This window comes from Lederbergia citrea, assembly GCF_018343525.1.
Lineage (GTDB): Bacteria > Bacillota > Bacilli > Bacillales > Bacillaceae_C > Lederbergia > Lederbergia citrea.
In genome coordinates, this window is record NZ_JAGYPH010000002.1 from 134,648 (window position 1) to 160,410 (window position 25,763).

Genomic DNA, 25,763 nt, shown 5'->3' on the forward strand with positions numbered 1-25,763 from the left:
AAATGAATGAAACAGACCTTATTGAAGATTCATATCCTATTGTTTTTGCTTGTTGTCACGGCCTGCCAGCAAAACAACGCTCCAATAGATCAAGATTCCTTTTCAAATAAAGAAACGAGTGAAAGCCATAAAGAAACAGATGATAAAATCATCATTGGCTTTTCCATGGATACGTTAGCTGAGGAAAGATGGTTAAGGGATCGAGAACTATTTAAGGAAGCAGTAGAAGCATTAGGTGCTGAGGTCGAAATTTTGGCATCAAAGGGTGATGATGCATTACAAATCATACAAGCGGAAAATCTAATTAATAAAGGTATTGATATATTGGTCATCGTCCCTCATAACGCAGAGTCAACAGCCATGATTGTCAAAAAGGCCCACGCAGCGGGGATAAAAGTACTTTCTTATGATCGATTAGTTCGAAATTCCGAAATTGATTTGTATGTTTCTTACGACAATGAAATGGTGGGTGAACTTCAGGCAAAGGCGATCACGAAATTAGTCCCGAAAGGAAAGTATGTGTATATCGGTGGTCCTGAAACAGATTATAATGCCCATTTATTAAAAAAAGGTGTCTTTAACATACTTCAACCGCTCATTGATAAGGGTGACATTACCATTGTTTATGACCAATGGACAAAGGACTGGTACCCTGAATATGCTTTTGCTAATATGCAAGAGGCTTTAAGGGCAAACAATAATGAAGTGGATGCTGTAATTTCCGCAAATGATGCAACTGCGGGCAAAGTGATTCAAGCGTTAGACGAACGGGGGCTCGCAGGGAAAATACCTGTTGCCGGGCAGGATGCTGACCTAGCTGCAGCACAACGAATCGTTGAAGACACGCAAACGATGACGGTATATAAACCATTAAAGGAACTAGCCGACCAAGCGGCTGAACTTGCAGTAAAGCTTGCTAAAGGGGAAGAAGTAAAGGTAGAAAGAATGATTAACAATGGAAAATCAGAGGTGCCATCCATACTTCTTTCTCCCATTGCTGTCGACCCAAAAAACATTGATGAAACGATTATTGCAGATGGATTTCATACATGGGACGAAGTATATAGGAGAAAAGAAAAATAATCGTTTAAGGAAAAAATCCATTTTGAGATGCGGGGCTTGTAAAATCCGTAGATAAGGGAACAAAAAGTGACAAATTCACGGAGTATGTTTTATATTGTTCAGTAAATATGGCATTATAGGAACAGGACTTCTACGAACGTGCTTACGGCCTGGCACCTACATCGCAAATATTAAAGGGAGGTAAAAACAATATGAAAATCATTGTTACCAGTATATTCGTACAAGATCAAGACAAGGCACTACAGTTTTATTCAGAAACGCTGGGCTTTGTAAAAAAGCACGACGTTCCCGCCGGAGAATTTAGGTGGATTACACTTGTTTCTCCCGATGATCAAGACGGTACCGAACTTTTGCTCGAACCGAATAACCATCCAGCTGCCAAAGAGTATCAAAAGAAGCTATTTGAAGAAGGCATACCAGTAACAATGTTTGGTGTTGAGGATATTCACAAAGAGTACGAAAGGTTATTGAAACAAGGCGTGACATTTACTATGGAGCCGACAGAAATGGGAGCAGTCACAATCGCTGTCTTCGACGATACATGCGGCAATCTTATTCAGATAGCGCAGAAGTAACTTTATCTTAACCCGGTCCTAAAAAACAATAAGGAGGACAAAACATGACAAAGACAAATGAAATCAGCAATACAAAGCAATTGTCACTAGAACAACGTGAAGAATTATTTAGAGCATTGAAAGCTCGGTTTGAAAAAAACATGCACCGCCATGAAGGTTTTGAATGGGATAAAATTCAAGCAAAGCTGGAAGCCAATACTGAAAAACTATGGTCGCTCAATGAAATGGAAAAAACCGGCGGTGAACCGGATGTTGTTGGGCATGATAAAGAGAAGGACGAATACATTTTTTATGATTGTTCAGCGGAAAGTCCTAAAGGCCGCAGAAGTCTTTGTTACGACCGTGAAGCGCTGGAGTCAAGGAAAAAACATAAACCAGAAAATAACGCTATTGATATGGCAACTGATATGGGCATTGAACTATTAACAGAAGAACAGTACCGAGCCTTGCAGAAACTTGAAAATTTCGATATGAAAACGTCGAGTTGGGTGCTAACGCCCTCTGAGATAAGAGAACTAGGCGGCGCCATCTTTTGTGATCGTCGCTACGACACTGTCTTTGTGTACCATAATGGAGCAGAATCCTACTATGCTGCCAGGGGTTTTCGTGGCTTGCTAAAGGTCTAAATTTTGCACAAGCATCTAAATTTTACTATCCTCCTTCAATTATCGGACGCAATTCTTGTACAAGGAATTGTGTCTTTTTCAGTTTCCTCGTGAGCTTAATAAGAATTCCTTTTTGTTTAGTGGAGCTTATTTGACCCAACAGACGGATTTGACATAAATTCAGCATCAATAATCCTTTTATCTGTTACATAAACCAACTAAAGAAATGAATACTAGTTAGAAAGCAAAAAGGAGTGATACTGATGGCTATGTGCCCTATATGTAACTCATTTAAAGAATTAGAAATGTATTGTTCAGAATGTAGTTCTCGATTAGAAGACTCGGGTAAGGTATCCGATTTTTTAGACCCTTACGGCCATTATAATGATGAAGAAACTGTAAAAATGGGTGATGGCTATCCCAATACAGCGAAAGATCAAATTTGTCCTCATTTAATGTACTGTAATAATTGTGGATATGATGAGGTGAAGTTCGTTCAAGAAGAATAGCTGGTCAAATGAGTGGCTCTTAAATATCTAACAGTTTAGTGAAGCTAATAAGGGACAAATTAAGGACTGGAAAAAACTAGACCGATTAAGAACGTTACTTTTTCACAGTTTCATGATAAATGTAAAAAGACTTAGCCAAAGAAACTTTAAATCAAGGCTAAGTTTATTTACATCTCTATATCGAACAAATTGTTTTTTTCTTGTGAAAGATTAAATCTTTATTACAAGTGATTGGTCAATTTCAGAAATCGATTTCTTTCCACATATCGCCATTTGCAGTTCGGTTTCTGCAATGAAATTTTCTGCAACGGATTTGACTCCCGTTTCTCCTGCCACGGTAAGCCCATAAATATAAGGTCTACCGATTAATACAGCTGATGCCCCTAATGCTAATGCTTTGATAATATCGGCCCCACGGCGGATCCCGCTGTCCATTAGTACCGGAACCTTATGTTCAACTGCTTCACAAACAGATGGGAGGGCTTCTAATGTTCCGATCGCCCCATCCAACTGTCGCCCCCCATGGTTTGATACGATAATCCCGTCCACTCCGTGCTCTATTGCTAAAAGAGCATCAGCTGGATGGGTAAGACCCTTTAATAGAACCGGTAAATTAGTTTCCTTTTTAATAAATTCAAGGTCTTTCCAAGAGAAACTTACATTATTTCCTTCATCTAAGGCTTTTTTGCAAGCGGCCTTTAAATTGTTTTCTGGGGGTTCGTCAAGCATAGAGAGAAAAACAGGATCGGTGAAGTAATTCCCCATACCTTGCCCGGTTAAAAAAGGAAGGAATGCGTTTCTTAGGTCTGTTTCTCGCCACCCTAAAAGAGTTGAATCAATGGTCACAACAATGGCGGAAAACCCCGCCTCTTCCGCTCTTTTTAAAAAGCTTTTCGTTAACTCTTTATTGATTGGTGGATAAAGTTGAAACCACCTAGGGGAATCACCCATTACCTCTGCAATTTTTTCCATGGGAGTAGTAGACACGTTACTTAAAGTGTACGGAATTCCTAATGAGGCTGCCGCTTTAGCAGGGGCAACTTCCGCATCGGAATGAACAATTGAATTTACTCCAATTGGTGCGAACAAAAAAGGAACAGGATATTTTTTTCCAAATAATGAAATTTCTAAGTCTCGTTTTGAAATATCCTGACAAACCCTGGGGCGAATTCGATATTGTCTAAAGGCCTCTTCATTTGCCTTCATCGTGTCACCAGCACCAGCAGCCCCGTATACATAACCGAAAGGACCGGCCGCTAATTTCTCTTTTGCCCTTTTTTCCCACTCCGTAAAAGAAACGGGCAATAGTGTGGCTCCGCTATCCACGCTTTCATAGTATCCCATTTGTATTTTTTCGCAGTCTTTCAAATATATCACCCTAAGTTTAAGTAAGTTTTATCAGGTAATAGCTTTATCCTTTTTGTTTGTTTTAATCCGAAAAAGTTTGGGCAAATTATTTATTCGTAATTTCACCCCATTTTACAAAAGTACAAGACCACTTTTTCAGTTACTTTGATACCCATTAGCTAAAGTGGATAACCAAGTGTACACAGCGGTTATCTTTGGTTATAAAGGGTCGATGCTAATTTTTTAACACCGTTGATTGAAGCGCCTGAGCAAGGCGCTTACACTTTTCTAGATAAATATTAAAAAAAACCAGATGATACTAAAATATTACTATAAGAAAGCGTTTTTATGGACTTGTCCAGTTGATATAGTTAAATAGAAATAAAAAAACATAGAAACGAAAGGGGTTTCAATATGAAAAAGTTTAAGTTTATATCTGCTTTAGTCGTTGCTATGCTAATGGCAGTTCTTGTAGTTGGCTGTAGTAATGACGCTGCAGGCGGAGATGGAAATAAGAGCGGGAAAAAATCTAAAGGCAAGGTAAACGTAGGAATTGTTTTACCTACTAAAGACGAACCAAGATGGGTACAAGACGAAACACGCTTTCATGATGCGTTAAAAGATTCTGAGTACACAACAGAAATCTTGTTCAGCCAAGGTTCATCTGCTAAAGAAAAAGAAAACGTAGAAACACTTCTTAATAAAGGTATTGATGTTTTAATTATTGCACCACATGATGGGCCAGCAGCCGGCGCTGCAGTAGAAGCAGCCAAAAAAGATGGTGTTACTGTTATTGCCTATGATCGTCTCATTACGGATACAAAAGGAATCGATTATTATGTAACATTTGACAGTGTGGCTGTAGGTGAAGCACAAGGACAATACTTAATTGATCATGCTGCTGATGGGAAAGACATTCCGTTATATCTATATGCTGGAGCAGCTTCTGACAATAATGCCTTCTTATTCTTTGAAGGTGCATGGAAAGTTTTACAACCGAAAATTGCAGACGGAACTTTTGTGATCGCAAACTCAAGTGCAGCAGAAGCTTTAAAAGATAAAGCAGAACTTTCACGTGATGAATTAGGTAAAGTGCTTGGACAAGTAACAACAAACTGGGATGCAAATGAAGCGAAAAATAAAGCTCAAACGCATCTAACAGCTGCAAGCAAAGAGTTAAAAGGCGAAGTTGCGGTTCTTGCTCCAAATGATGGTACATCCCGTGCGATTGCGGATGTATTTGGAACTGACCCTGATGTTTCAAAATATGTCATCACAGGTCAAGACGCTGAAAAAGCTTCCATCCAATACATTATTGATGGCAAGCAATCTATGACAGTATTTAAAGATGTTCGTACACTTGTTGCTGATGCGATGGGAATGGCTGTTGACATTCTTGATGGCAAAAAACCTGAAACAACGGGTTCTTATGATAATGGAAGTATCGAGGTACCAGCAAAGCAAACAGATGTTATCGTTATTGAGCAAGAGAATGTGAAGAGTGAACTCATTGACTCCGGTTACTATGAAGAGAGTGAATTCAAGGGACTTTAAAATCATAAATAACTAGATGGGGTTATAAAAATAGTGATAGATCAATATCTATCACTATTTCCTTGTAATAGTTGTTTTGTTAAGGAGGAAAAACATGAGCGAATATATTCTGGAAATGAAACAGATTACTAAGGAGTTTACAGGAGTCAAAGCGCTCAGTAATGTTAATTTCAAAGTAAAAAAAGGTGAGATTCACTTTCTAGTTGGTGAAAATGGAGCCGGTAAGTCTACACTTATGAAAGTACTTAGCGGTGTTTACCCATATGGTTCATATGAGGGGGACATCGTTTTTAATGGTAAAGTTCAACAATTCAATAAAATCAATGACAGTGTTGAAACGGGGATCGTCATTATTTATCAAGAGCTTGCCTTATTTCCAGATCTCCCTGTTTATGAAAATATATTTATTGGCAATGAAGTGAACCATAGCGGGGTACTTGATTTTAATCAAACGATTGTTGAATCTAAACAACTGCTTGAAAAGGTGAATCTGAAAGTCAATCCAGAAACGTTAATAAAAGATTTAGGCGTAGGTAAACAGCAGCTCGTTGAAATTGCGAAAGCGTTAAGTAAAGATGTAAAATTACTTATTTTAGATGAACCGACTGCAGCGCTTAATGAAGATGACAGTGAGAATTTATTACAATTATTGCTTGAATTAAAGAAGCAAGGCATTACTTGCATTATGATCTCCCATAAGTTGAAAGAAGTTATTTCCATCGCCGATAAGGCAACCGTTATCCGAGATGGAGAAACGATCTGCACGCTTGACGCCTCAAAGGGAGAAATTAATGAAAAAGAGATTATAAAAAATATGGTGGGCCGAGAAATTGAGGATATTTACCCAAAAAGAGAGAAAAAAGCTTTTGGCGATAAAATTCTCGAGTTAAATAACTGGACTGCCTTTGATCCGCAATTAGGACGCAACGTCTCTAAAGGTATCGATTTACATGTGAGAAAAGGTGAAATCGTCGGGATCGCAGGATTAATGGGCTCTGGTCGAACAGAACTTGCTCTCAGTATTTTTGGTAACTCAAAGTCGTATAAGATCCAAGGTGATTTATTCGTGGACGGTCGTCCTGCCAACTTTAAACATACGAGTCAGGCCATTAAAGCAGGGATAGCGTATGTTACTGAAGACCGTAAAGGGGACGGGTTGTTTTTATTACAGGATATCAAGAACAATATCACCGCTTCCAACCTGAAGGGAATCTCTTCGAATGGAATCATTAATCAAAATGAAGAAATCAAAATTGCTGATCACTATAAAAGTTCATTAGGTGTGAAAGCATCATCATTACAACAGCTCGTTGGAAATTTGAGTGGGGGCAACCAACAAAAAGTATCATTAGGTAAATGGCTATTTGTCGGTCCCAAATTACTTATTTTAGATGAACCAACGCGAGGAATCGACGTTGGTGCTAAGTTTGAAATTTATTCCGTTATGAATGAATTAATCGAACAAGGTATGAGTATTATTATGATTTCTTCAGAACTCGGCGAGGTCCTTGGAATGAGCGACCGCATCTATGTGATGGCTGAAGGAGAAATCAAAGGTGAGTTGTCATCTGAGGAAGCTGATCAAGAAAAAATCATGCAGCTTGCTACGCAATAGGAGGTTAATTTTATGAAACTATTGAATGAAGCGAAGCATTTAATTAAAGATAATATTCGTGATTATGGTATGTACATTGCTTTAATCGTTATTATGGTGACCTTTTCAGTACTAACAGACGGTCTATTTATGTCTTCAAGAAATATCAGTAATTTACTAGATTCCGCTGGGTATATTGCCGTTTTAGCAGTGGGCGTCATGCTCGTTATTGTTATTAGGCATATTGACTTATCTATCGGTTTCTTAGCTGGATTTCTTGGAGCGATTGCAGCAATACTACTGATGCATGTAGGATTACCGGTCTATATCGTCATCCCAATTATATTAATCCTTGGACTATTTGCTGGATCGATTACCGGTTTTCTAGTAGCAAAAATAGGAATTCCCGCCTTCGTTGCGACACTTGCAGGATGGTTGATTTATAGAGGGGCCATTCTTTTAGCAACAGAAAAGACAGGAACAATCATCATTAATAATGATACATTTAATGCGATCGGCAACGGATATATTCCATCGCTTGCGGTCATTAATGGTGTGCATCTATTAACATTGCTTGTTGGAGCACTAGCGATTGTATTCTACATTTACAGCACGATAAATAATCGAAGAAATAAAATAAAATACAATTTTGAAGTTGTCTCTAAACAAATTTTTATTCTGCAGTTAATTTTTGTATCAGCAATTATTGGATATATTACATGGATTTTAGGTAGTTACAATGGATTATCATGGACAGTTGTCATTATGCTTTTTGTTGTGATCGTCTATCATTTTATTACAACAAAAACGGTGGTAGGACGACATATTTATGCAGTAGGTAGTAACCCGGAGGCAGCACATCTTAGCGGGATTAATGTGAGTAAAATTACATTCCTCGTATTTGGTTCTATGGGGATGCTATCCGCATTATCAGGTATTTTATTTACCTCTCGGTTACAATCTGCAACAACGACTGCAGGTACTTTATTCGAACTTGATGCCATTGCAGCAGCTTTTGTTGGTGGTGTTTCCGCTGCGGGTGGAGTTGGTAAAGTAACAGGAGCTGTGATTGGTGCACTCGTTATGGCAACCTTAACAAACGGCATGAACTTGATGGGTGTAGGAATTGCACCTCAATATATCATCCGTGGTGGTGTGTTGGCTCTAGCAGTTATTTTTGACGTATTCACTCGTAAGCAGAGAGCTTAAAAAACATGTATTGATAAATGCCAGCTATGAAAATAGTTGGCATATTTCTTTCTAAGTTAATTGAGGGTGCAGATGATGATGGATGATCAAAACATAATCAAGGCCTCATTCTGTTTTTATTTTTTTCATTTTTCGAAACATTTATTCGGGGACGGGTTCAAAGGGGACAGTTTCAATAAGAATATATTTTGTTGAAATGAGGAATAACACTTGAAAAATTTATTTAATTTTAAAAGTTTAAAAATGAAAATATTAGTTGGCTTTTCTCTTGTGATCTTTTTGTTCATAGCCTTTGGAGCATATATCTTTATTTCTGTTAATAACGTTAATACTGATACAGATAGGATGGTTAGTAAAGATCTTCAATTATTGATTGCGGGAGAACAAATGGCTGTTAGAATGGCCAACAGTATAGGGTTGGCTAGTGGCTATGTTGTATTTGGCTATAATGACAATAAAGATATATTTGAAGACGAAACACAAAAAGCACAGCACTATGAAAAGGTTGTGAAAGAATTAGGTGCTTCAGCTGAATTTACGGAACTCATACAGCGAGCTGACGATTGGAGAGAGTATGTTAAAAGTGACGTATTTAATGAATTTGAAACTGGTAATAAAGAACAGGCTACTTTAAATCTTGCAATATCATCAAAAGAAGCTCGTAATATTATGGAAGGTTTTGAGATGATAGCCGCAGATAGGGAAGCCTTCATTCAAAAGCAAGGCAACAGCATTATTAACAATGGAAATATGACATTGTACATAGCATTAATCGCAATTATATTAGTCATCGTTGTTAGTATAGCCGCAGCATTCATTACTTCGACTATCATTACTACCCCGCTTAAAAAGGTAATGGAGCGATTGAAATTGATCTCAAGTGGGAATCTCAGCCATGAGCCATTAATAACGAAATCAAGAGACGAAATCGCCCAGCTTGTTAACTCTACAAATGAGATGAATAAAAATATACGTGAATTGATTGGTGAAATCAACTATGTATCACACTCCATTTCTAGACAAAGTGAAGAGTTGACTCAATCGGCGAATGAGGTTAATGCAGGTTCCTTACAAATATCTGCTACCATGCAAGAATTGGCTACCGGCACGGAAACTCAAGCTGTAAGTACCAGCGAATTGGCTTCCATCATGGTATCTTTCTCTGCCACAGTCGAAGAGGCTAACGACAATGGAGAACGTGTACAGCAGGCCTCTACTAATGTGCTGCATATGACAAATGAAGGTAGTCAATTAATGCAGGCTTCGAGTCAGCAAATGGCTAAAATTGATCAAATCGTTAATGATGCAGTTGAAAAGGTAAGAGGGTTAGACGAAAAATCAAATAAGATATCCAAATTGGTTTCGGTGATCCGGGAGATTGCCGACCAAACGAATTTACTAGCATTGAACGCAGCGATTGAAGCGGCTAGAGCGGGGGCACATGGTAGAGGCTTTGCAGTAGTGGCAGATGAAGTCCGAAAACTAGCCGTACAAGTATCTGCTTCTGTATCAGATATAACAACCATCGTTAATGGTATCCAAAACGAATCTACTTTAGTTGCGGAATCCCTTGAAGACGGATATCAGGAAGTTACACGTGGAACAAACCAAATTGAAGCAACACAAGAAACCTTTAACGGAATCGGTCTCGCTTTAACAGAAATGACGAACAACATTCAGATTGTCTCCGAAAATATCTCAAATATCGCACAAAGTACTAAAAAAATGGACGTGTCCATAACAGATATTGCGTCAATCTCCGAAGAATCTGCTGCTGGAGTGGAGGAAACATCTGCTTCATCCGAGCAAATCAGCAGTTCTATCGAAGAAGTGGCGAATAACTCCCATGATCTGGCTAAGTTAGCAGAGAACTTAAATCGCCTTGTCAATCGATTTGTTCTGTAAGGAAAGTAAAGTAGGAAGGCTTTGCAACAGAAGATAAAGAAGACCCACCATTCATATGCCTCGAGATAGATTAATAACCATTAATTAATGGAAAATATTTTAATCTATAATTTTTAGTGGTACACTATACTAATAAGGTTATAAACATTCAGAAAAGATCTGTGATTAGTGGCGCCTTTTGGTAAGCAAAAATGCCCACATCCCTTTTTTAAAATATTAGGTTAGTAAGGAAGATCGAAATGAGTATCAGACAAACTACAACAGACGTTATCTTAATTGGTGCCGGTATCATGAGTGCGACGCTCGGGACACTCTTGAAGGAATTGGTACCTGACTGGAAGATCACCGTGTTTGAGAAGCTCGAAAACCCGGGAGAAGAAAGTTCCAACGAATGGAATAATGCGGGTACGGGCCATGCTGCACTGTGCGAGCTTAACTATACACCTCAAAAATCGGACGGATCGATAGATATTAGCAAAGCTGTAAACGTGAATGAACAGTTCCAGCTTTCAAGACAGTTTTGGTCATACCTTGTAAACAGCGATCTGATTAGCAACCCGCAGGACTTTATCATGCCAATCCCTCATATGAGTTTAGTAGAAGGGGAAGAGAATGCAAACTTTTTGAAAAAACGTTTTGAGGCGCTGTCAACCAACCCACTGTTCCAAGGAATGGAATTTTCCGATGACCCTGAACAACTGAAGGAATGGATCCCGTTGATTATGGAAGGACGTACAACGAATGAACCGATTGCGGCCACCAAAATTGACTCGGGAACCGATGTTAATTTCGGTGCTTTAAATCGTATGTTGATTGAACACCTAAAGAGTCAAAATGTCCGGGTTAACTACAAGCATAATATAAAGGATATTAAACGTACCAGCGAAGGCTTATGGGAAGTGAAAGTGCAGAATGTCGAAAGTGGTAAAATCGAATTCCATACTGCAAAATTTATCTTTATCGGAGCCGGCGGCGGGAGTCTACCGTTACTGCAAAAAACTGGTATTCCGGAGTCTAAACATATTGGCGGCTTCCCGGTAAGCGGACTGTTTTTGGCGTGTAACAATCAGGATGTTGTAGAAAAGCACCATGGAAAAGTTTACGGTAAAGCCAAGGTTGGTGCTCCTCCAATGTCTGTCCCGCATCTTGATACAAGATATATTGACAACAAAAAATCATTGCTGTTTGGACCGTTTGCCGGCTTCTCACCAAAGTTCTTAAAAACGGGTTCAAATTTTGATTTGATATGTTCCGTTAAACCGTATAATGTCCTCACAATGTTGGCGGCAGGTGTAAAAGAGTTATCTCTGACAAAATACTTAATCCAGCAAGTGTTGTTATCGAATGAAAAGCGAATGGACGAATTACGCGAGTTTATTCCGACTGCTAAAAGCGAGGATTGGGAAGTAGTGGTAGCAGGCCAACGTGTGCAAGTCATCAAAGACACGGAAGCGGGCGGCAAAGGAACGCTCCAATTTGGTACGGAAGTTGTGACTGCTTCTGATGGCTCAATCGCTGCATTGCTCGGCGCCTCTCCAGGTGCTTCTACTGCCGTTCACGTCATGCTTGAGGTACTAGGAAAATGCTTCCCGCAACATATGAGAGAGTGGGAACCAAAAATAAAAGAGATGATACCTTCTTATGGCTTATCGCTAGCGGAAAACCCAGAGCTTTTCCAAGAAATCCATGCTTCAACAGCGAAGGCGCTTGGCCTTAGTGAAAAAGCGCAGTTACAGGCAGTAGGCGGGAGTTAACATAATTAGATATTTTTTGGAGTTAAGTATTCTACTATTCTATTGAAGGGGCTTTCCACCTTGTGAAAGCCCTTTTTTCATTGGATAAAAATCGGATGCTAATGTAGGCGCGGTGAACCGTAGAACCAGGGGCTATGGTTGAAATTCCTTCCTTTTATAGAAAGTAATTGTTTAATTACTACAAAAAAGGGGCTGTCCAGAAGGTCGATTTTACTGACTTTCTGAACAGCCTCTTCTTCCTGACTCCTGCTTAATCTTTATGGTCAATCGAACCTGCGCTCGATTAACTCTAAGACATGATTTTTTATCATTAGGGGCAATGGAATCCGCTCGATTGACCCTGACCCACGATTTTTCATCCTTAGGGTAAAAGGAACCCCGCTCCTTTCCATTTATTTAGAAACTAACGTAACCACAGATCTAGGCGGTACATTAAACACTTTATGTGCAGGGAATAAGTTTTTTTGTTCCAAATCATAGTTTTCAGAAGTTATATATGGTTTAAATTGGATCGCTTTTTTATTTCCTGGTAGACCATCTACATTTAAATGTACTGGTTTTGTTTCGTCACTGTAATTTACAAGAACAATTGAAAGTTGTTTATTCTCTTCTTTATAATAAGCTGAACTCATAAGGCCATCCTTATCGTTTGCCCCTTGCAAGTCAACTCTATGTGCTCCTGGCCTAACAAAACGACTGTAATTGCCTAAGGTCCATAGTAATTTAGATTCGATGATCGTTTCTTCATCACCTTGATTTAAGTAATCCGTGTAGATCAAACCATCCTTATAATCATACGGAGACATCGCCAGCCACCATTGCCATGCCGAAGCTTGTGTTTCAACCATGTCAAAATGAATGAGTCGAGCAACATCAAGTGCCGTCTGCATCGATAGATCGCGGCCGTGCCCATGTCCTCCCAAAATGCAGTATTCGGACATCCATATTTTTGCATTCGGGTCATAACGTTCTATATTTTCCCGTACTTTTTTTCTTAAAGGAATGAGACGATCCACCCCTGAAAAATAATCAGACCAATAGGCATGTGCACTGATTTTGTTGCCGACCATCTCTTTTATTTCATTGTCTCCTAAAAACTCCTTAATATATTCTCGGTATTTACCGGGATAAGCACCGCTCGCATTTCCACTATTATAGCGGCTAGTTCTCCCTGTAAATGCGGAATAGATATCATCATCAAGCAAAGAGGTATATTCGACAGCTTCTGGTGCATCAATTTCTGTTTCAAGGCCACGGTTTTGCAGCTCATGATATAAAGCTCTTACTACTTTTTTCATATCGTCAATATTGTAGCGATTTCCTTCTTGCCCCGCGTAGTTCCAATCCCATGTAGGCTCATTTATCGGACTAATATAGTCGAATGGCAATTGTTCTTGTTTAAAGTGTTCTAAAGTATCAGCTAAAAAGACGGCAAAGTCATCTATATATTCTTCTTTTAGATTTGTGCTGCCAACAGAAGGATCAGGCTGCCCATGGCCATTCTTTGTCATCCATACAGGCGGACTATTCACAAACGCAATAAAATCTTCAACGCCCCGTGCTTTTGCCGCTTGGAGAAACCATTGCTGTCCAGCTTGTTTAGACCAATCATAAGGTTCGTTTTCTGCAGTTTTAAAACTTTCTGCTCTCCTATAACGATCCTTAATAATGTCTTTATCTGTCACTTCGCTCCCAGCGCCAACATTAAAACGCCACATCGATAAGCCGATTCCTTTGTCTTGTGAAAATAGCAAATCAGCCACTTTATTCTTATTTTTTTCTGACCATTCAGCACCAATTGGATCTAAAGCCCAAGCGCCAGAAGCGCCAAATCCATCAATTTCCTGATACTTTCTTTCTATATTTATATTAATCTCTTGGGCGTTGTTATCATTTGGAACCGCTAAATTATTATCTTTTGCATGACCAACCGTTGACCCCAACAATGAAAAACTTAAAAATAATGCCACTGTTAATTTTCCTTTCTTATTGCTTGTCATTTTTTTCTCCTTTCGCCAAACCATTTTAGTCAAAAAAATACGATAGCGATGATTCTTTTAATCACCTTCTTCAGGAAAAAGTTTTTTAATAGTTGCTAATAGAATGTTAGAAAATTTCTTAGAAGTAGAAGTTGTGAAGTATTGGTAGGTGACTTAGCGTAATGTGAGGTTCTATAGTTTAATTATAAAACAAATGTGAAATGACTCTCTTAAACCAATTGGTAGCGCTCCCATAGTTGATATTACTATAAAATAGAAATCTGTTTCAATCCGTATTAATACCTAATTCTCAACCCGTAAAAAATTTCATAAAATGAAAAAAAGGCTCTTGTTTTCAGGCTAAGGTGAGCAAAGGAGGGGAAGCAAAATGGGGAAATTAAAGTTTTGGGGAGTGGCGGTACTCATTGGATTGCTAATTGGTGCAGCGATTTGGTTGATATCATTGCAACAAGAAAGAGCCCTTGATCGATCGGAAGAAAAAGAAAAGAATCGTATAAGAACTTTTTTTTCAGAGCTGAACAGTGTTTACGGATATCTTTACACCAAGGAGAACGGAAAGTACCAGCTGTTCCTGGAAATCGATGAAGCCTTGCTCCAAGGTGAATTGTCAGGTTCTCTTCTTATGATGGCTGACACGGGGAATAAAAACAACCCATACGAAGAAACCAGATATGTTTTGAACGGAATAACAGACGGACATATGGTAGAATTCTTCACCACTGTAGATGGGCAGAAAACAAAGCTCGAAGGAAATTTTATAGGGGCTACAGTTGGTTTGAATCTATCCTTTTGGACAACCGACCAGAAACTGACGTTTAAAGCAGTAACAGAAGAAGAGTTTAAGAAATTTAAAACGAAGTTTTAGACTAAACAAACCGATCGAATTGCCGTACGCTTAAAGAAATTGAAGCCGTTTTAATTCAGCGGCTTCATCTTTTCTTGCATGATGACGAAAAAACCACCTGCTTAATTAATATTCAAAATTCTAGAGATGAAAATTTCTCGACACTTTCTTTTTTGCAGACAGGGAATCTATTGCAGATCCATTGAATCCTTTAACGATGAGCCATACTGCTAAAATCATTTCATTAGCGGCTATAGGCAGGGCCAATAGACCACCAAAAATAGAAAGTTGTTCAATAACACCGAACATGACTAAAAAGGCACAAATTAAAACTAGGGTTGCCCCTGTCATCCCTAAGAGGGGGATAAAACTTGGTACGAGCTTGGATCTATAAAATATATAACTGTACATCATTGTATTGATACCGAGCATGAAATTGGGGCCAAGCAAAAATGTCCATCCATGTATTGCTTTTAATAAAGTACCTGAGGCTTGATAAAAGGCGATATCTGGAGATCCTCCTGCTACATACTCCCGGCTTAAGGTCAATAGGGACAGTATGCTTATTATACCAAGGGTAATGACAACCGCTTCTAGAAACCTGAAGCAAACATGCCAAAGAGCTATCGTTTCACTATACTTTCTTAAAAATGGAAACATTGTCGTCGCTGTACCAACCGCTGAAACGACAAGAATTAATTCCATAATCGCTCCCAGTATCACTTGGTTGGCATGTTCGCTGCCTTTAATCAGGTAATCGGGACCGTTTAGGATGGGGTCGTACAAGATTAGACCTATTATTGCCGTTACGGCTGCAAGTATAAATAGTACTCCCACAATTTTTGCCGCTTTTTTGTTTGAATTCATTTTATCTCCGCCTTTTTAATAATTTCATAAACGGTAAAGCTATTTTCTACAATTTGGTGTTGTCCCCATAAAAGAATACCTCTTCCAAAGGTAGGTTAAAGGCATGGGCAATTCGAAAAGCCAATTCTAGAGATGGGGAGTAGTTTCCCTTTTCAAGTGCCACAATCGTTTGTCTTGTTACTCCCACCTTGTCAGCCAACTGCTGCTGGGTCATTTCATCATGGTTGAATCGTAATTTTCGAATATGATTGCCGACAAGACTTTTGCCCACTCTTACACTCCTCTCCGATAGTGATAAAATTTCGTAATGGAGCCAGTTACATCGGAAATGAATCCTGAAAAGATCAGGATAATGAACATTACCTGTAACGGCTGATAAATGATCAGCGATCCCATTGCAACAAGAAAGCCGAGGATAAACACAAAAAAAGAATTTCGGAATGCTTTCAATTCAATCAATTTATCCAGTTCATCCGCAAATCTGGGTTCCTTTTCTCTTGTCGTCATTCTAAAGACAATGTTAAAAATAATGCTGATAATGATGTGTGCAATTATGGAAACTAGAGTCAAGATGAGGACGAATGATCCCCAATAGCGAAAGGTTTCAATCGACTCCAGACCCCCTTCAGGGTACTGAGGGTACATGTACAAGCAATAAGATACGAATATAAGTATGGCGCCGATCAAAGATACGATACTTTTCTTTTCTTGATATGTCATGTTTACATCTCCCGTATGGTTATTTTTACATCTTGTAATGTATTGTATTCACCATGTAAAGGAAAGTTTACATTTTGTTTTGTATATTTTACTTTAATTTATAATTTACATAAAAATTGGCCGGATACCCCTATTAGGCAGTATTCCGACCTTCCGGTGATTCAACTTGATAGCTGAGTTTTAATAAACGAACAACGGCATAACCGATTTTCTGAGCTGAAAATCATCAACAGAAAGCAGAACGTACCACTAATAAGTGCCTGCCAATTCCCGTATTTTGTCAAATTCATCGACATTATTCGGGGAGTGACAGGCACTATTTTATATGCTTGAAACCTTACTTGGGTATATGATGCGTGCTCTTTGATGATTTCTAGATGGACGAGCAAATGTGGGAATATTTATGTCATCAAAAAAAGCTGACTTGACTATATTGTCATCGTCAGCTTTTTCATGTTAAAGCGTAAAGCGGGACACTTGTTCGTTTCCGATAAGCAGCCCGTCTATTTCTTGGAAACCTATTTTTTCGTAAACGCGTTTTGCGTGTTCATTAGTTGGTTCATAAGACAGTTTGATGGTTTGATGGCGATCCTCTTTTATGTCCCTGATATCGTCTATCACGAGTTGAATCGCTTTTTTTCCATACCCTTTCCCTTGATGTTTTTGATCAATCATCATTCGATAAATCCAGTAATCATGGTCGTCTTCATCGATTCCATAGAGTGCGAAACCAATCATTTCCTCGCCGAGAAAGATTCCTTTTGCCTGAAAATTTTCAAGAAAATTCAACTGGGCCAGTGATACCGCATTTGATGCCACAAACTTTAGTTGATCTTCCCTGACGCGCAGCGAAATGGCCTTCAGCCAATTGTCTTTCGTAATCGTTTCTAAATGCAACATACTTCAACAATCCTTCCGTTTTATGTAGGGATGATAATCAAGAAAAAGAAAAGGGACGGTTCTTGAACTTCCTTGTTAGGAAGCAAGAGACCCGTCCTTCTTAATAAATAACAACCGGATCGTAAGTATCGAGATTATCATACACCATTTTCATCACACTAGGGGGCGTGTTGACGCAGCCGCCCGAACCATCTGAAAGATAGGCATTACCTGCCCAGTTTGTTCGCCAGCTGGCATCGTGGAATCCTTGCCCGCTATTTGTAAACGGAGCCCAGTAATTGACCTTGATGGCATAATCAGGCTTCCCTACAGCACTGCCCGTAAGTGTATACCCAGTACGTTTAAAAAGGATATACCAAACTCCAGGAGATGTATCCTCACCGGTGCTATGTTTGCCGGTCACTACATGTGTGTTAACGACTAATTTTCCATTTTTATATATCCAAATATGCTGGTCCGCAATGGAAACTTCCGCATACGTGTTGCCAATGCCATTATTCTTTGTAGTTTCATAGCCAATGCCTTCATTCGTCCAGCCATGGCCGTAAATATTAGAGGCGGAAATTGATTTCGTTTCTTTTTCAAAAGCTTTCTGAACAAGCGCCGCCTCTTTTTCAACATCTAATGCCCAGCCATAGCCTTGCCCTTTTACCGAAATGACCTTACCTGAATGGGTCTTAAATGTAAAATTTTTATTTAATGTAGATTGAGATTGATTGATTTCATCTATTTTTTTCTTAATATCACTTGCGGTGATTGTCACTTTCATATCTTTTGAAATAGAAGCATCTTTAATTAATTCACTGGCTTTTAACGTATACACTTTGTCCTGTACCTTATAATCAACTGTTCGTGCCAAGAAATCCCGATACTTACTCTCTTCTTCTTTTATAATCGGACTATCCTCCGCGATTGGCTGGGTGAATACAGGTTGCAGATGAATTTCACTTGTATATTTCTGTTTCTTAAAATCTTTTAATATAGCGGCAATATTGTACTGTTCCCCATGATCACTATTGGAGACGACAATTTTACCCCCTACCAATTTCACCTCTGCATCTTCGGGTGCTTTTAAGCTCTCATTTAAGGATTGGAGCTTTTCTTCCAGTTGCTTTGGCAACGTTTCGCTTCGAAACTCATCCTTATTTTTCGGTATCAGCCAATAATTTTTTTCCTCAAAGGAAGGAAAAAACGTCCACTGACTTTTTAATAATTTCTTAATCTCAGACTTATCTTGATCGGAAAATGCCATTTCAGTTTCATTTTCATCTAAAATGAGCTCTTCACCTATATACACTCTGTTTGTTAATTTAGTTGAACTTAATTTATTTATTGCCTTATCAGCAGTCAGTCCACCGACTTGTATGTTATTAACCATTATCTTTGAATTGAAGCGAGTTGCCTGATAATAGCTCATTCCCGCAACGATTAGTGCAATGATTATAATGATCGTTCCAATAACAATCAGATAACGTTTTCCCTGCGGCTTGTATCGATTCCCCCGTTTTGTTTCAATTTCTAAAATAGGTTGTTGTAACTCACCCATACACATTCCCTCCGCTATTTGTTAACCATTGATATTAATGTCTAACAGGCTTAATCTTATGAACTTTTGAATATTTTACATTACTATTAAAACTATTACTACTATATTACAAGAATTTAAGTGAGGAATGTGTCATATTTTGTAAAAACATTAAATTTTTCTCCGTTAAAATATGACATATATTTCACGAATCAATGCTCATGACATACTTTCCCTGGGAGTTTAGCTTCCTTCCTTGAGACTCCAATCACAATTTTTTTAAAACATCTTGTTTTTAGTTTAAAACTATGTAAATATAGGTGTCATGACAGGTGATAACCTTGGGGGTTTACATCATGAGAGCAAATGACGTCCTTATTATTGGGAGTGGCGTTGCGGCTTTACAGTTAGCGACATTAATTAGCCGCGACAAAAATGTGAGGATTTTAACAAAATCACATATAACACATGCAAATTCTTATTTGGCACAAGGTGGGATTGCTGCTGCCATCGGGGTTCAAGACAATGCTTCGAAGCATTTCGCAGATACTCTTCGGGCAGGGCGATTTCATAATCATGAGGAATCGGTTCGTGAAATATTGAACGAAGCTCCTACCCTTATTCATGACCTTGCTCAACAAGGTGAAATTTTTGACAAAGATCAACATGGAAATATACTGCTCGGACTGGAAGGGGCTCATAGTGAAAAAAGAATCGTCCATAGTGGCGGCGATGCAACGGGAAAAAATGTAATAGATTACTTGATTAGTAACTTAACTGAAAATATTAAAGTTGAAGAGAATGTTTTTGCTTATGAATTAATCATTGATCATCAGGAGAAACGCTGTATTGGCGTAAAAGCTAAAGACGATGATGGGGCAATTCATTTTTTTTACGGGGATTATGTGATTCTTGCTACAGGTGGCTGCGGCCAATTATATCCCTTTACTTCAAATGCGGAAACTGTAACGGGTGATGGGATCGCGATGGCCTATTTGGCAGGGGCAGACATTGTCGATATGGAATTTATCCAGTTTCATCCAACCCTCTTATATAAAGATGGGGAGACGAAAGGGTTAATTTCGGAAGCAGTAAGAGGTGAAGGCGCGATTCTAGTAACAGGGGAGGGATCTCCGATTATGGAGGGCGTCCATCCATTAAAAGATCTTGCACCAAGACATATTGTTTCGCAAACAATCTTCGACTATATCGAAAAGGGCCATGACATATATTTAGATATTAAAAGTATAAAAAACTTTGAAAAGAGATTCCCTACAATCACAGCTAATTGTCGGGAAAATGGCATTCATCTATCAGATGGAAAAATTCCCATTGTTCCTGGCAGTCATTTTTTAATGGGTGGGATTAAAACTGATTTAATTGGACGTACTTCATTACATGGATTATTTGCAATTGGAGAGGCGGCATGTACCGGTCTTCACGGCGCAAATCGATTGGCAAGCAACTCCATTTTAGAAGGCCTTTATCAAGGAAAGAAGCTCTCCCAATGGATTAATTCACATGCAGAAAGCCAACCAATTCGAGAGCTGTCTAAACCTTTACAGTCCATTCTGGCAAAAAAAGTGGTGCTTCCAAATATCCAAGTCTTAAAGGATACGATGATGAAAAGGGTCGGTATTGTCCGATCCAAAGAGCTCTTAGAAAAACAGAAAAATTGGCTGCAGCAATTACATTTAAATTTAACAGAGCTTGATTCTTATTCAATTCGAGATATAACGTCTATTTTTATGTATATCAATGCCTACCTCATTACGGAAGCAGCACTTAGTCGGACTGAAAGTCGCGGCGGTCATTTTAGAACTGACTTTCCGTATGAAGATGATGAGAACTGGTTTAAGAAAACAATCATTCAAACGCGCAAAGGAGAAGTGGCAAATACTCATGAACACGTTGAAACTGCGCTCGTTAATTGAGCAATTTTTTATTGAAGATATTGGGGAACAGGATGTAACAACAGATTTGATTTTTCCCGATGATACAAAAGGGAAAATCGTCTTTTTAGCAAAGGAAAAGGGCGTTTTTTGCGGTGAGGAAATAATTAGGACGGGGTTTCACCTTTTGGATGCTGCCACTGACATCCATTTGTTTGTTAAAGATGGCGATCCAATTGAAGTTGGGCAGCAATTGGCTGTTGTTAAAGGGGAAATTGCCGCCCTTTTAAAAGGAGAAAGGGTTGTCCTTAATCTTGTTCAGCGCATGAGTGGAATATCTACCTTAACAAGAAAAGCGGTAGAGACGCTGGATAGCTCTTATACAAGGATTTGCGATACGAGAAAAACGACGCCTGGACTTCGAATGCTTGAAAAATACGCTGTCCGTTGTGGTGGGGGTTACAATCATCGATATGGTCTTTATGATGGAGTGATGATCAAGGACAATCATATCGCATTCGCGGGCTCTATTAAACGTGCAGTAGAATCGGTGCGTGAGCATGCAGGACATATGATCAAAATAGAAGTGGAAACAGAGTCAAAAGAACAAGTCATCGAAGCGGTGGAAGCGGGCGTGGACGTGATTATGTTTGATAACCGTACTCCTGATGAAATAAAGGAGTTCATACAATTAGTGCCTGCCCATATTATTACGGAAGCGTCCGGCGGGATCCAATTAAACAATTTAGCTTCCTATCGTGATTCCGGTGTTCATTATATTTCTCTTGGTTTTTTGACTCATTCATATAAAGCACTTGATATTAGTGTCAAAGTCGTACTTGATTGATGAAAAAAGTTTTCGTAATAGAACATAAAAAAAGATAGGAAGGGATTTAAATGACAGTAATTGAAATGAAAAGCGGCTTAATTGAGGAAATTCAAGAGTGGAAAGAGAAGCGTAATGCGATTTTACTCGCTCACAATTATCAACTGCCTGAGATTCAAGATATTGCGGACGTGTTGGGTGATTCGCTTCAACTTGCACGAGCCGCGGCAGAAACTTCAGCTGACGTCATTGTGTTCTGCGGTGTCCACTTTATGGCGGAAACGGCTGCGATGTTGAATCCTGAGAAAACGGTGCTTCTCCCAGACCTGGAAGCAGGCTGCTCTTTAGCTGATTCCATTACAGCGGACCAGCTTCGTGCATGGAAAGCCGAGCATCCTGGCGCAGTTGTTGTTGCATATGTGAATACTACCGCTGAAGTGAAGGCAGAAAGTGATTATTGTTGTACCTCTTCCAACGCTGTGGATATTGTCCGGTCTATCCCTGAAGATAAAGAGATCCTTTTCTTGCCGGATATGTTTCTTGGTTCTTTCGTCCAGCGGGAAACAGGCCGTGAAAACATGCATATTTGGATGGGGGAATGCCACGTTCATGCAGGAATTGCCCCAGAGCATGTAGAGGATGTTCTTACTGAGCACCCGGAAGCTGAATTGCTTGTGCACCCAGAATGCGGCTGTTCTACCTCTAGCATGTATTTAATGTCTGAAGGTATTCTGCCAAAAGATAAAACCCATATTCTATCGACGGGTAATATGCTAAAACACTCGAAAGATTCTCAAGCCGATGAATTCATCGTCGCAACAGAAGTAGGGATTATTCATCAGATGCAAAAGCAAAATCCCGAAAAACGTTTTGTCCCTGCCAATCGACAAGCCGTTTGTCCTTTTATGAAAATGATCACCCTTGAAAAAGTTTTAGACGCTTTAAAAGAAAACAAACATGTGATCACAGTTCCTGCAGACACGGCTGAAAAGGCAAAGCTTTCTATTGAGCGGATGATTTCCATCGGCTAAAGGATTCAATATAAAAATAATCCTATTTGAATATGTGACGATGAATTCTCACTAGGATAGGAGATTTATTAAAAGGCGATTCCGAATATTATATTTGGTATCGTCTTTTTTTTATAAGGCAATAGACGGAGGAAAAATTAAATGTTAAAACCATGTATGAATCTGGTATCCTTTTTATAGGGTATATTATAAAGTTAAAGGAGGAAAAGCCTATAGATGATTGGCATCCGAGTTTAAAAACAGAAAGTCTTCTGTTAGAGCCATCTAGAACAAAGAAGGAAGGTGAAGCTGATGAAAGTGATGAAAGCTTTTCAAAATAAGTTGGTCGGTCTTATCGGGGCTGTTAACCGTTATCCTTTAACGATTCTCTTTCTTTTAGCCATTGCTACCGTAAATGTAAATGTGATTAACAATGAAATAGAAGCCTATTTAAAATATTTATTTACTTTTATTGTTGGCGCATTGCTCAGCGTTATCGGTCAACATGTTTATGAACGCTTCTTCACGAAAGTCAGTGAACGAGTCATGCTTATGGGTGGAGCGATTCTGCTCACTGCGGGCTATTATTTAGCTATCCATTCGGCATCCACCTTTAATGAAGAAATTGCTACGAAAACGAGTGTGACTATGTTTGCCCTCGTCATGGCCTTTATTTGGATTCCATCGATCAAAAGCAAGATCTCGTTTAACGAGAGTTTTATGTCTGCGTTTAAAGCTTTCTTTATCACCTTGCTCTTTACATCTGTGATCGCAGGTGGCTTAAGTTTAATTATCTTCGCGATTGACGAGCTGCTTTTTCCAGTGAATCATAAAGCAATTGCCCATGTCCTGAATATCGTCTATTCCTTGTTTGCCCCTATTTTCTTCTTGTCCTTTACTCCTCCTTATCAAGGCAAAAAGAACAGTCATCTTTCAGCTGAGGAGTTGAGCATCCGAAAGGAAAGAGTCGAGAAAGCGATTATCTGTCCTAAAACATTAGGAGTCTTGATTTCTTATATTATTATTCCGCTGACGGCTGTGTACACAATTATTCTTTTGGCATATGTTCTATTAAACATTCATGGCAGCTTTTGGACGAATAATTTATTGGAGCCGATGTTGGTTTCTTACGCCATTATCGTCATTTTTGTTAACATTCTTGCCAGTCATTTGGAGAATAAGTTTGCCAGTCTATTTAGATTGATTTTCCCAAAAATATTAATACCGATCGTGTTATTTCAAACGCTTGCATCCATTTTAAAGATCGGCGAAATCGGCATCACCCATGGACGCTATTACGCGATCATGTTCGGTATTTTTGCCACAATATCAGGAATTATCTTCAGCTTTTTTCCGATCAGAAAAAATGGACTGGTTGCTGCTGTCTTGATTGTCTTTTCTGCCGTTTCGATCATTCCACCGATCGATGCTTATACAGTGAGTAAGGTGAATCAAATCAATTTACTGGAGAAAACACTCGTGGAAAACAATATGCTTGAAAATGGTAAAGTTGTACCAAATCCGAATATTTCTATTGAAGATAAGCGGATGATTACGAGGACAGTCAGTTATTTAAATAACCTGAACTATACGGATGAAATCGATTGGCTGCCGGAAAAAATATTTTACTATGATAATTTTAGTAAGACGTTCGGATTCGAAGAAACATATGATCAACCAAGCGATCGAACGGAAGGGAAATTTGCTCACCTCGATTGGGAACGCAGCCCTGCAGTAAATATTGAGAATTACGACCGTATGATTCATTTGTATTTTCAAGGGTCCCAAACCGATTTGAAAATACCCATTGAAATAGACAGCCAAACATACACATTAAAGAATGACAGTGAGAATCTTATTTTAGTAGATGAAGAAAATAAAGAATTGCTCCGATTTGATATGAAGAAAGCGATTGATCAAATTTTTGAGAACCAGCTTGAGGGTGATTCAGGAAAAGAAGACATGTTAACTGCAGAGAAATTGATGGTTACCCAGGAAAATGACCAAGTCAAAATGACCATTCTAGCCAATTCCGTTGACAACTATGGTTCTCAATACAATGCAGATCTATTTGTTTTCCTTAAAATCAAGTAAGGGTCCGGCAACACCTAAATACTATGACAGTACAGAAGCATGTAGGGATCTTTCTCTACGTGTCTTTTTTTTTTGTGTCCCGCAGTTCCCATTGTTTTTCTGACAAATGGTAGTTTGTTATAGGATAATAGTGATGTATTTGATGGGCAAAATATTAGGAGAAAAACTCCAAAAAGAAGGAAGTGCTAAACATGAATTTAGAAATGGTTATGCAGGAGCTTGAAGCCCTTGGCAAGGAACGAACTAAAAAAATATACATATCCAATGGTGCGCATGAGCCGCTTTTTGGCGTAGCAACAGGTGCAATGAAGCCAATAGCTAAGAAAATAAAAATTAATCAAACTTTAGCTGAAGAGCTTTATGCCACAGGGAACTACGACGCCATGTACTTTGCAGGCATTATTGCAGATCCAAAGGAAATGACTGAATCGGATTTTGACCGTTGGATGGATTCGGCCTATTTTTATATGCTGTCCGATTATGTGGTAGCAGTAACTTTAGCGGAAGCAGATATGGCACAAGAAGTTGCCGATCGATGGATCGCAAGCGGTGAAGAGCTAAGAATGTCAGCGGGCTGGAGTTGCTACTGTTGGCTTTTAGGTAATCGCAAGGACTTCGAGTTTTCCGAGAGCAAGATTGCCAACATGCTTGAAACAGTTAAAAACACCATTCACGATTCTCCAGAACGAACAAAAGCTTCAATGAATAATTTTCTATACACCGTGGGAGTATCATATTTGCCGCTCCATGAAAAGGCGGTCGAAACTGCAAAGGAAGTGGGTACAGTAGAAGTCAAACGAGACAAGAAAAAAAGCAGTTTCCTACACGCTTACGAAAGCATTCAAAAGGAAGTAGATAAAGGTAGGATTGGATTCAAACGCAAATATGTAAGATGTTAAACATTAGCCTCACATCTCGAACAATATTCAATTATTGAGGGCGTTGATCCA

The 25,763-nt window shown here is 39.0% G+C and carries 22 protein-coding genes; 15 read left to right on the plus strand and 7 right to left on the minus strand.

Annotated features, from left to right (window positions below; all coding sequences use genetic code 11):
- The first annotated feature begins 6 nt into the window (after positions 1-6).
- The 4 genes from KHA88_RS09910 (at position 7) to KHA88_RS09925 (ending at position 2,772) form a co-directional block, all read left to right on the plus strand.
- A complete protein-coding gene (locus tag KHA88_RS09910) occupies positions 7-1,083 on the plus strand; it encodes a sugar ABC transporter substrate-binding protein (protein WP_213121819.1) in 1,077 nt (358 codons plus the stop codon).
- Between the two features lie 191 nt (positions 1,084-1,274).
- Positions 1,275-1,658, plus strand: coding sequence for a VOC family protein (locus tag KHA88_RS09915; protein WP_213121820.1), 384 nt, complete (start codon positions 1,275-1,277; stop codon positions 1,656-1,658).
- A gap of 44 nt (positions 1,659-1,702) precedes the next feature.
- Positions 1,703-2,284 (plus strand): DUF4256 domain-containing protein, encoded by a 582-nt coding sequence (locus tag KHA88_RS09920; protein ID WP_213121821.1) that lies wholly within the window; start codon positions 1,703-1,705, stop codon positions 2,282-2,284.
- A 242-nt stretch (positions 2,285-2,526) separates the two neighbouring features.
- On the plus strand, positions 2,527-2,772 hold the full coding sequence (locus KHA88_RS09925) for a hypothetical protein (protein ID WP_213098748.1): 246 nt from the start codon (positions 2,527-2,529) through the stop codon (positions 2,770-2,772).
- A 210-nt stretch (positions 2,773-2,982) separates the two neighbouring features.
- Here KHA88_RS09925 and KHA88_RS09930 read toward each other — a convergent pair whose 3' ends face one another.
- The gene (locus KHA88_RS09930; protein WP_213107531.1) at positions 2,983-4,116 is read right to left on the minus strand and encodes an alpha-hydroxy-acid oxidizing protein; all 1,134 of its coding nucleotides are present in this window, start codon (positions 4,114-4,116) and stop codon (positions 2,983-2,985) included.
- A 417-nt stretch (positions 4,117-4,533) separates the two neighbouring features.
- Between KHA88_RS09930 and KHA88_RS09935 the strand changes: the two genes are divergently transcribed.
- The 5 genes from KHA88_RS09935 (at position 4,534) to KHA88_RS09955 (ending at position 12,135) form a co-directional block, all read left to right on the plus strand.
- Positions 4,534-5,673, plus strand: coding sequence for a sugar ABC transporter substrate-binding protein (locus KHA88_RS09935; RefSeq protein WP_213098746.1), 1,140 nt, complete (start codon positions 4,534-4,536; stop codon positions 5,671-5,673).
- A 94-nt stretch (positions 5,674-5,767) separates the two neighbouring features.
- Positions 5,768-7,288, plus strand: a complete 1,521-nt coding sequence (locus KHA88_RS09940) for a sugar ABC transporter ATP-binding protein (protein WP_213098745.1) — start codon at positions 5,768-5,770, stop codon at positions 7,286-7,288.
- Between the two features lie 12 nt (positions 7,289-7,300).
- A complete protein-coding gene (locus KHA88_RS09945; protein ID WP_213098744.1) occupies positions 7,301-8,476 on the plus strand; it encodes a sugar ABC transporter permease in 1,176 nt (391 codons plus the stop codon).
- Between the two features lie 210 nt (positions 8,477-8,686).
- The gene (locus tag KHA88_RS09950; protein WP_249313020.1) at positions 8,687-10,381 is read left to right on the plus strand and encodes a methyl-accepting chemotaxis protein; all 1,695 of its coding nucleotides are present in this window, start codon (positions 8,687-8,689) and stop codon (positions 10,379-10,381) included.
- A 239-nt stretch (positions 10,382-10,620) separates the two neighbouring features.
- Complete coding sequence (locus tag KHA88_RS09955) at positions 10,621-12,135, plus strand: malate:quinone oxidoreductase (protein WP_213121822.1); 1,515 nt, start codon at positions 10,621-10,623, stop codon at positions 12,133-12,135.
- A 392-nt stretch (positions 12,136-12,527) separates the two neighbouring features.
- Here the strand turns inward: KHA88_RS09955 and KHA88_RS09960 are convergent, their stop codons facing one another.
- Positions 12,528-14,135 carry a glycoside hydrolase gene (locus KHA88_RS09960; protein WP_213121823.1) on the minus strand — a complete coding sequence of 536 codons (1,608 nt, stop codon included), beginning with the start codon at positions 14,133-14,135 and terminating at the stop codon, positions 12,528-12,530.
- 367 nt (positions 14,136-14,502) lie between these two features.
- On the opposite strand from KHA88_RS09960, the gene KHA88_RS09965 reads away from it, so the two are divergent.
- Positions 14,503-15,000: a hypothetical protein gene (locus tag KHA88_RS09965; protein WP_213098741.1), complete on the plus strand. Its 498-nt coding sequence runs from the start codon at positions 14,503-14,505 to the stop codon at positions 14,998-15,000.
- A gap of 120 nt (positions 15,001-15,120) precedes the next feature.
- On the opposite strand, the gene KHA88_RS09970 is transcribed toward KHA88_RS09965, so the two are convergent.
- The 5 genes from KHA88_RS09970 to KHA88_RS09990 all read right to left on the minus strand — a co-directional run bounded on the left by KHA88_RS09970 (position 15,121) and on the right by KHA88_RS09990 (position 19,018).
- Complete coding sequence (locus KHA88_RS09970; RefSeq protein ID WP_213098740.1) at positions 15,121-15,846, minus strand: DUF4386 domain-containing protein; 726 nt, start codon at positions 15,844-15,846, stop codon at positions 15,121-15,123.
- Positions 15,847-15,892: 46 nt separating this feature from the next.
- Positions 15,893-16,117 (minus strand): helix-turn-helix transcriptional regulator, encoded by a 225-nt coding sequence (locus KHA88_RS09975; RefSeq protein ID WP_213098739.1) that lies wholly within the window; start codon positions 16,115-16,117, stop codon positions 15,893-15,895.
- A gap of 2 nt (positions 16,118-16,119) precedes the next feature.
- Complete coding sequence (locus KHA88_RS09980; RefSeq protein ID WP_213107533.1) at positions 16,120-16,566, minus strand: hypothetical protein; 447 nt, start codon at positions 16,564-16,566, stop codon at positions 16,120-16,122.
- Between the two features lie 456 nt (positions 16,567-17,022).
- Complete coding sequence (locus tag KHA88_RS09985; protein WP_213121824.1) at positions 17,023-17,466, minus strand: GNAT family N-acetyltransferase; 444 nt, start codon at positions 17,464-17,466, stop codon at positions 17,023-17,025.
- A gap of 100 nt (positions 17,467-17,566) precedes the next feature.
- Positions 17,567-19,018, minus strand: coding sequence for a L,D-transpeptidase family protein (locus KHA88_RS09990; RefSeq protein ID WP_430413698.1), 1,452 nt, complete (start codon positions 19,016-19,018; stop codon positions 17,567-17,569).
- 329 nt (positions 19,019-19,347) lie between these two features.
- Between KHA88_RS09990 and nadB the strand changes: the two genes are divergently transcribed.
- From nadB to KHA88_RS10015, 5 genes are all read left to right on the plus strand, one after another.
- Positions 19,348-20,925 carry an L-aspartate oxidase gene (gene nadB / locus KHA88_RS09995; RefSeq protein ID WP_213121826.1) on the plus strand — a complete coding sequence of 526 codons (1,578 nt, stop codon included), beginning with the start codon at positions 19,348-19,350 and terminating at the stop codon, positions 20,923-20,925.
- Complete coding sequence (nadC, locus tag KHA88_RS10000) at positions 20,894-21,730, plus strand: carboxylating nicotinate-nucleotide diphosphorylase (protein ID WP_213121827.1); 837 nt, start codon at positions 20,894-20,896, stop codon at positions 21,728-21,730. The genes nadB and nadC overlap by 32 nt, the downstream gene beginning before the upstream one ends.
- Before the next feature lie 50 nt (positions 21,731-21,780).
- Positions 21,781-22,740 carry a quinolinate synthase NadA gene (gene nadA / locus KHA88_RS10005; RefSeq protein ID WP_213107537.1) on the plus strand — a complete coding sequence of 320 codons (960 nt, stop codon included), beginning with the start codon at positions 21,781-21,783 and terminating at the stop codon, positions 22,738-22,740.
- Between the two features lie 291 nt (positions 22,741-23,031).
- On the plus strand, positions 23,032-24,813 hold the full coding sequence (locus KHA88_RS10010; protein WP_213121828.1) for a DUF4153 domain-containing protein: 1,782 nt from the start codon (positions 23,032-23,034) through the stop codon (positions 24,811-24,813).
- Positions 24,814-25,004: 191 nt separating this feature from the next.
- Positions 25,005-25,712 carry a DNA alkylation repair protein gene (locus KHA88_RS10015; RefSeq protein WP_213107542.1) on the plus strand — a complete coding sequence of 236 codons (708 nt, stop codon included), beginning with the start codon at positions 25,005-25,007 and terminating at the stop codon, positions 25,710-25,712.
- Positions 25,713-25,763 lie beyond the last annotated feature (51 nt).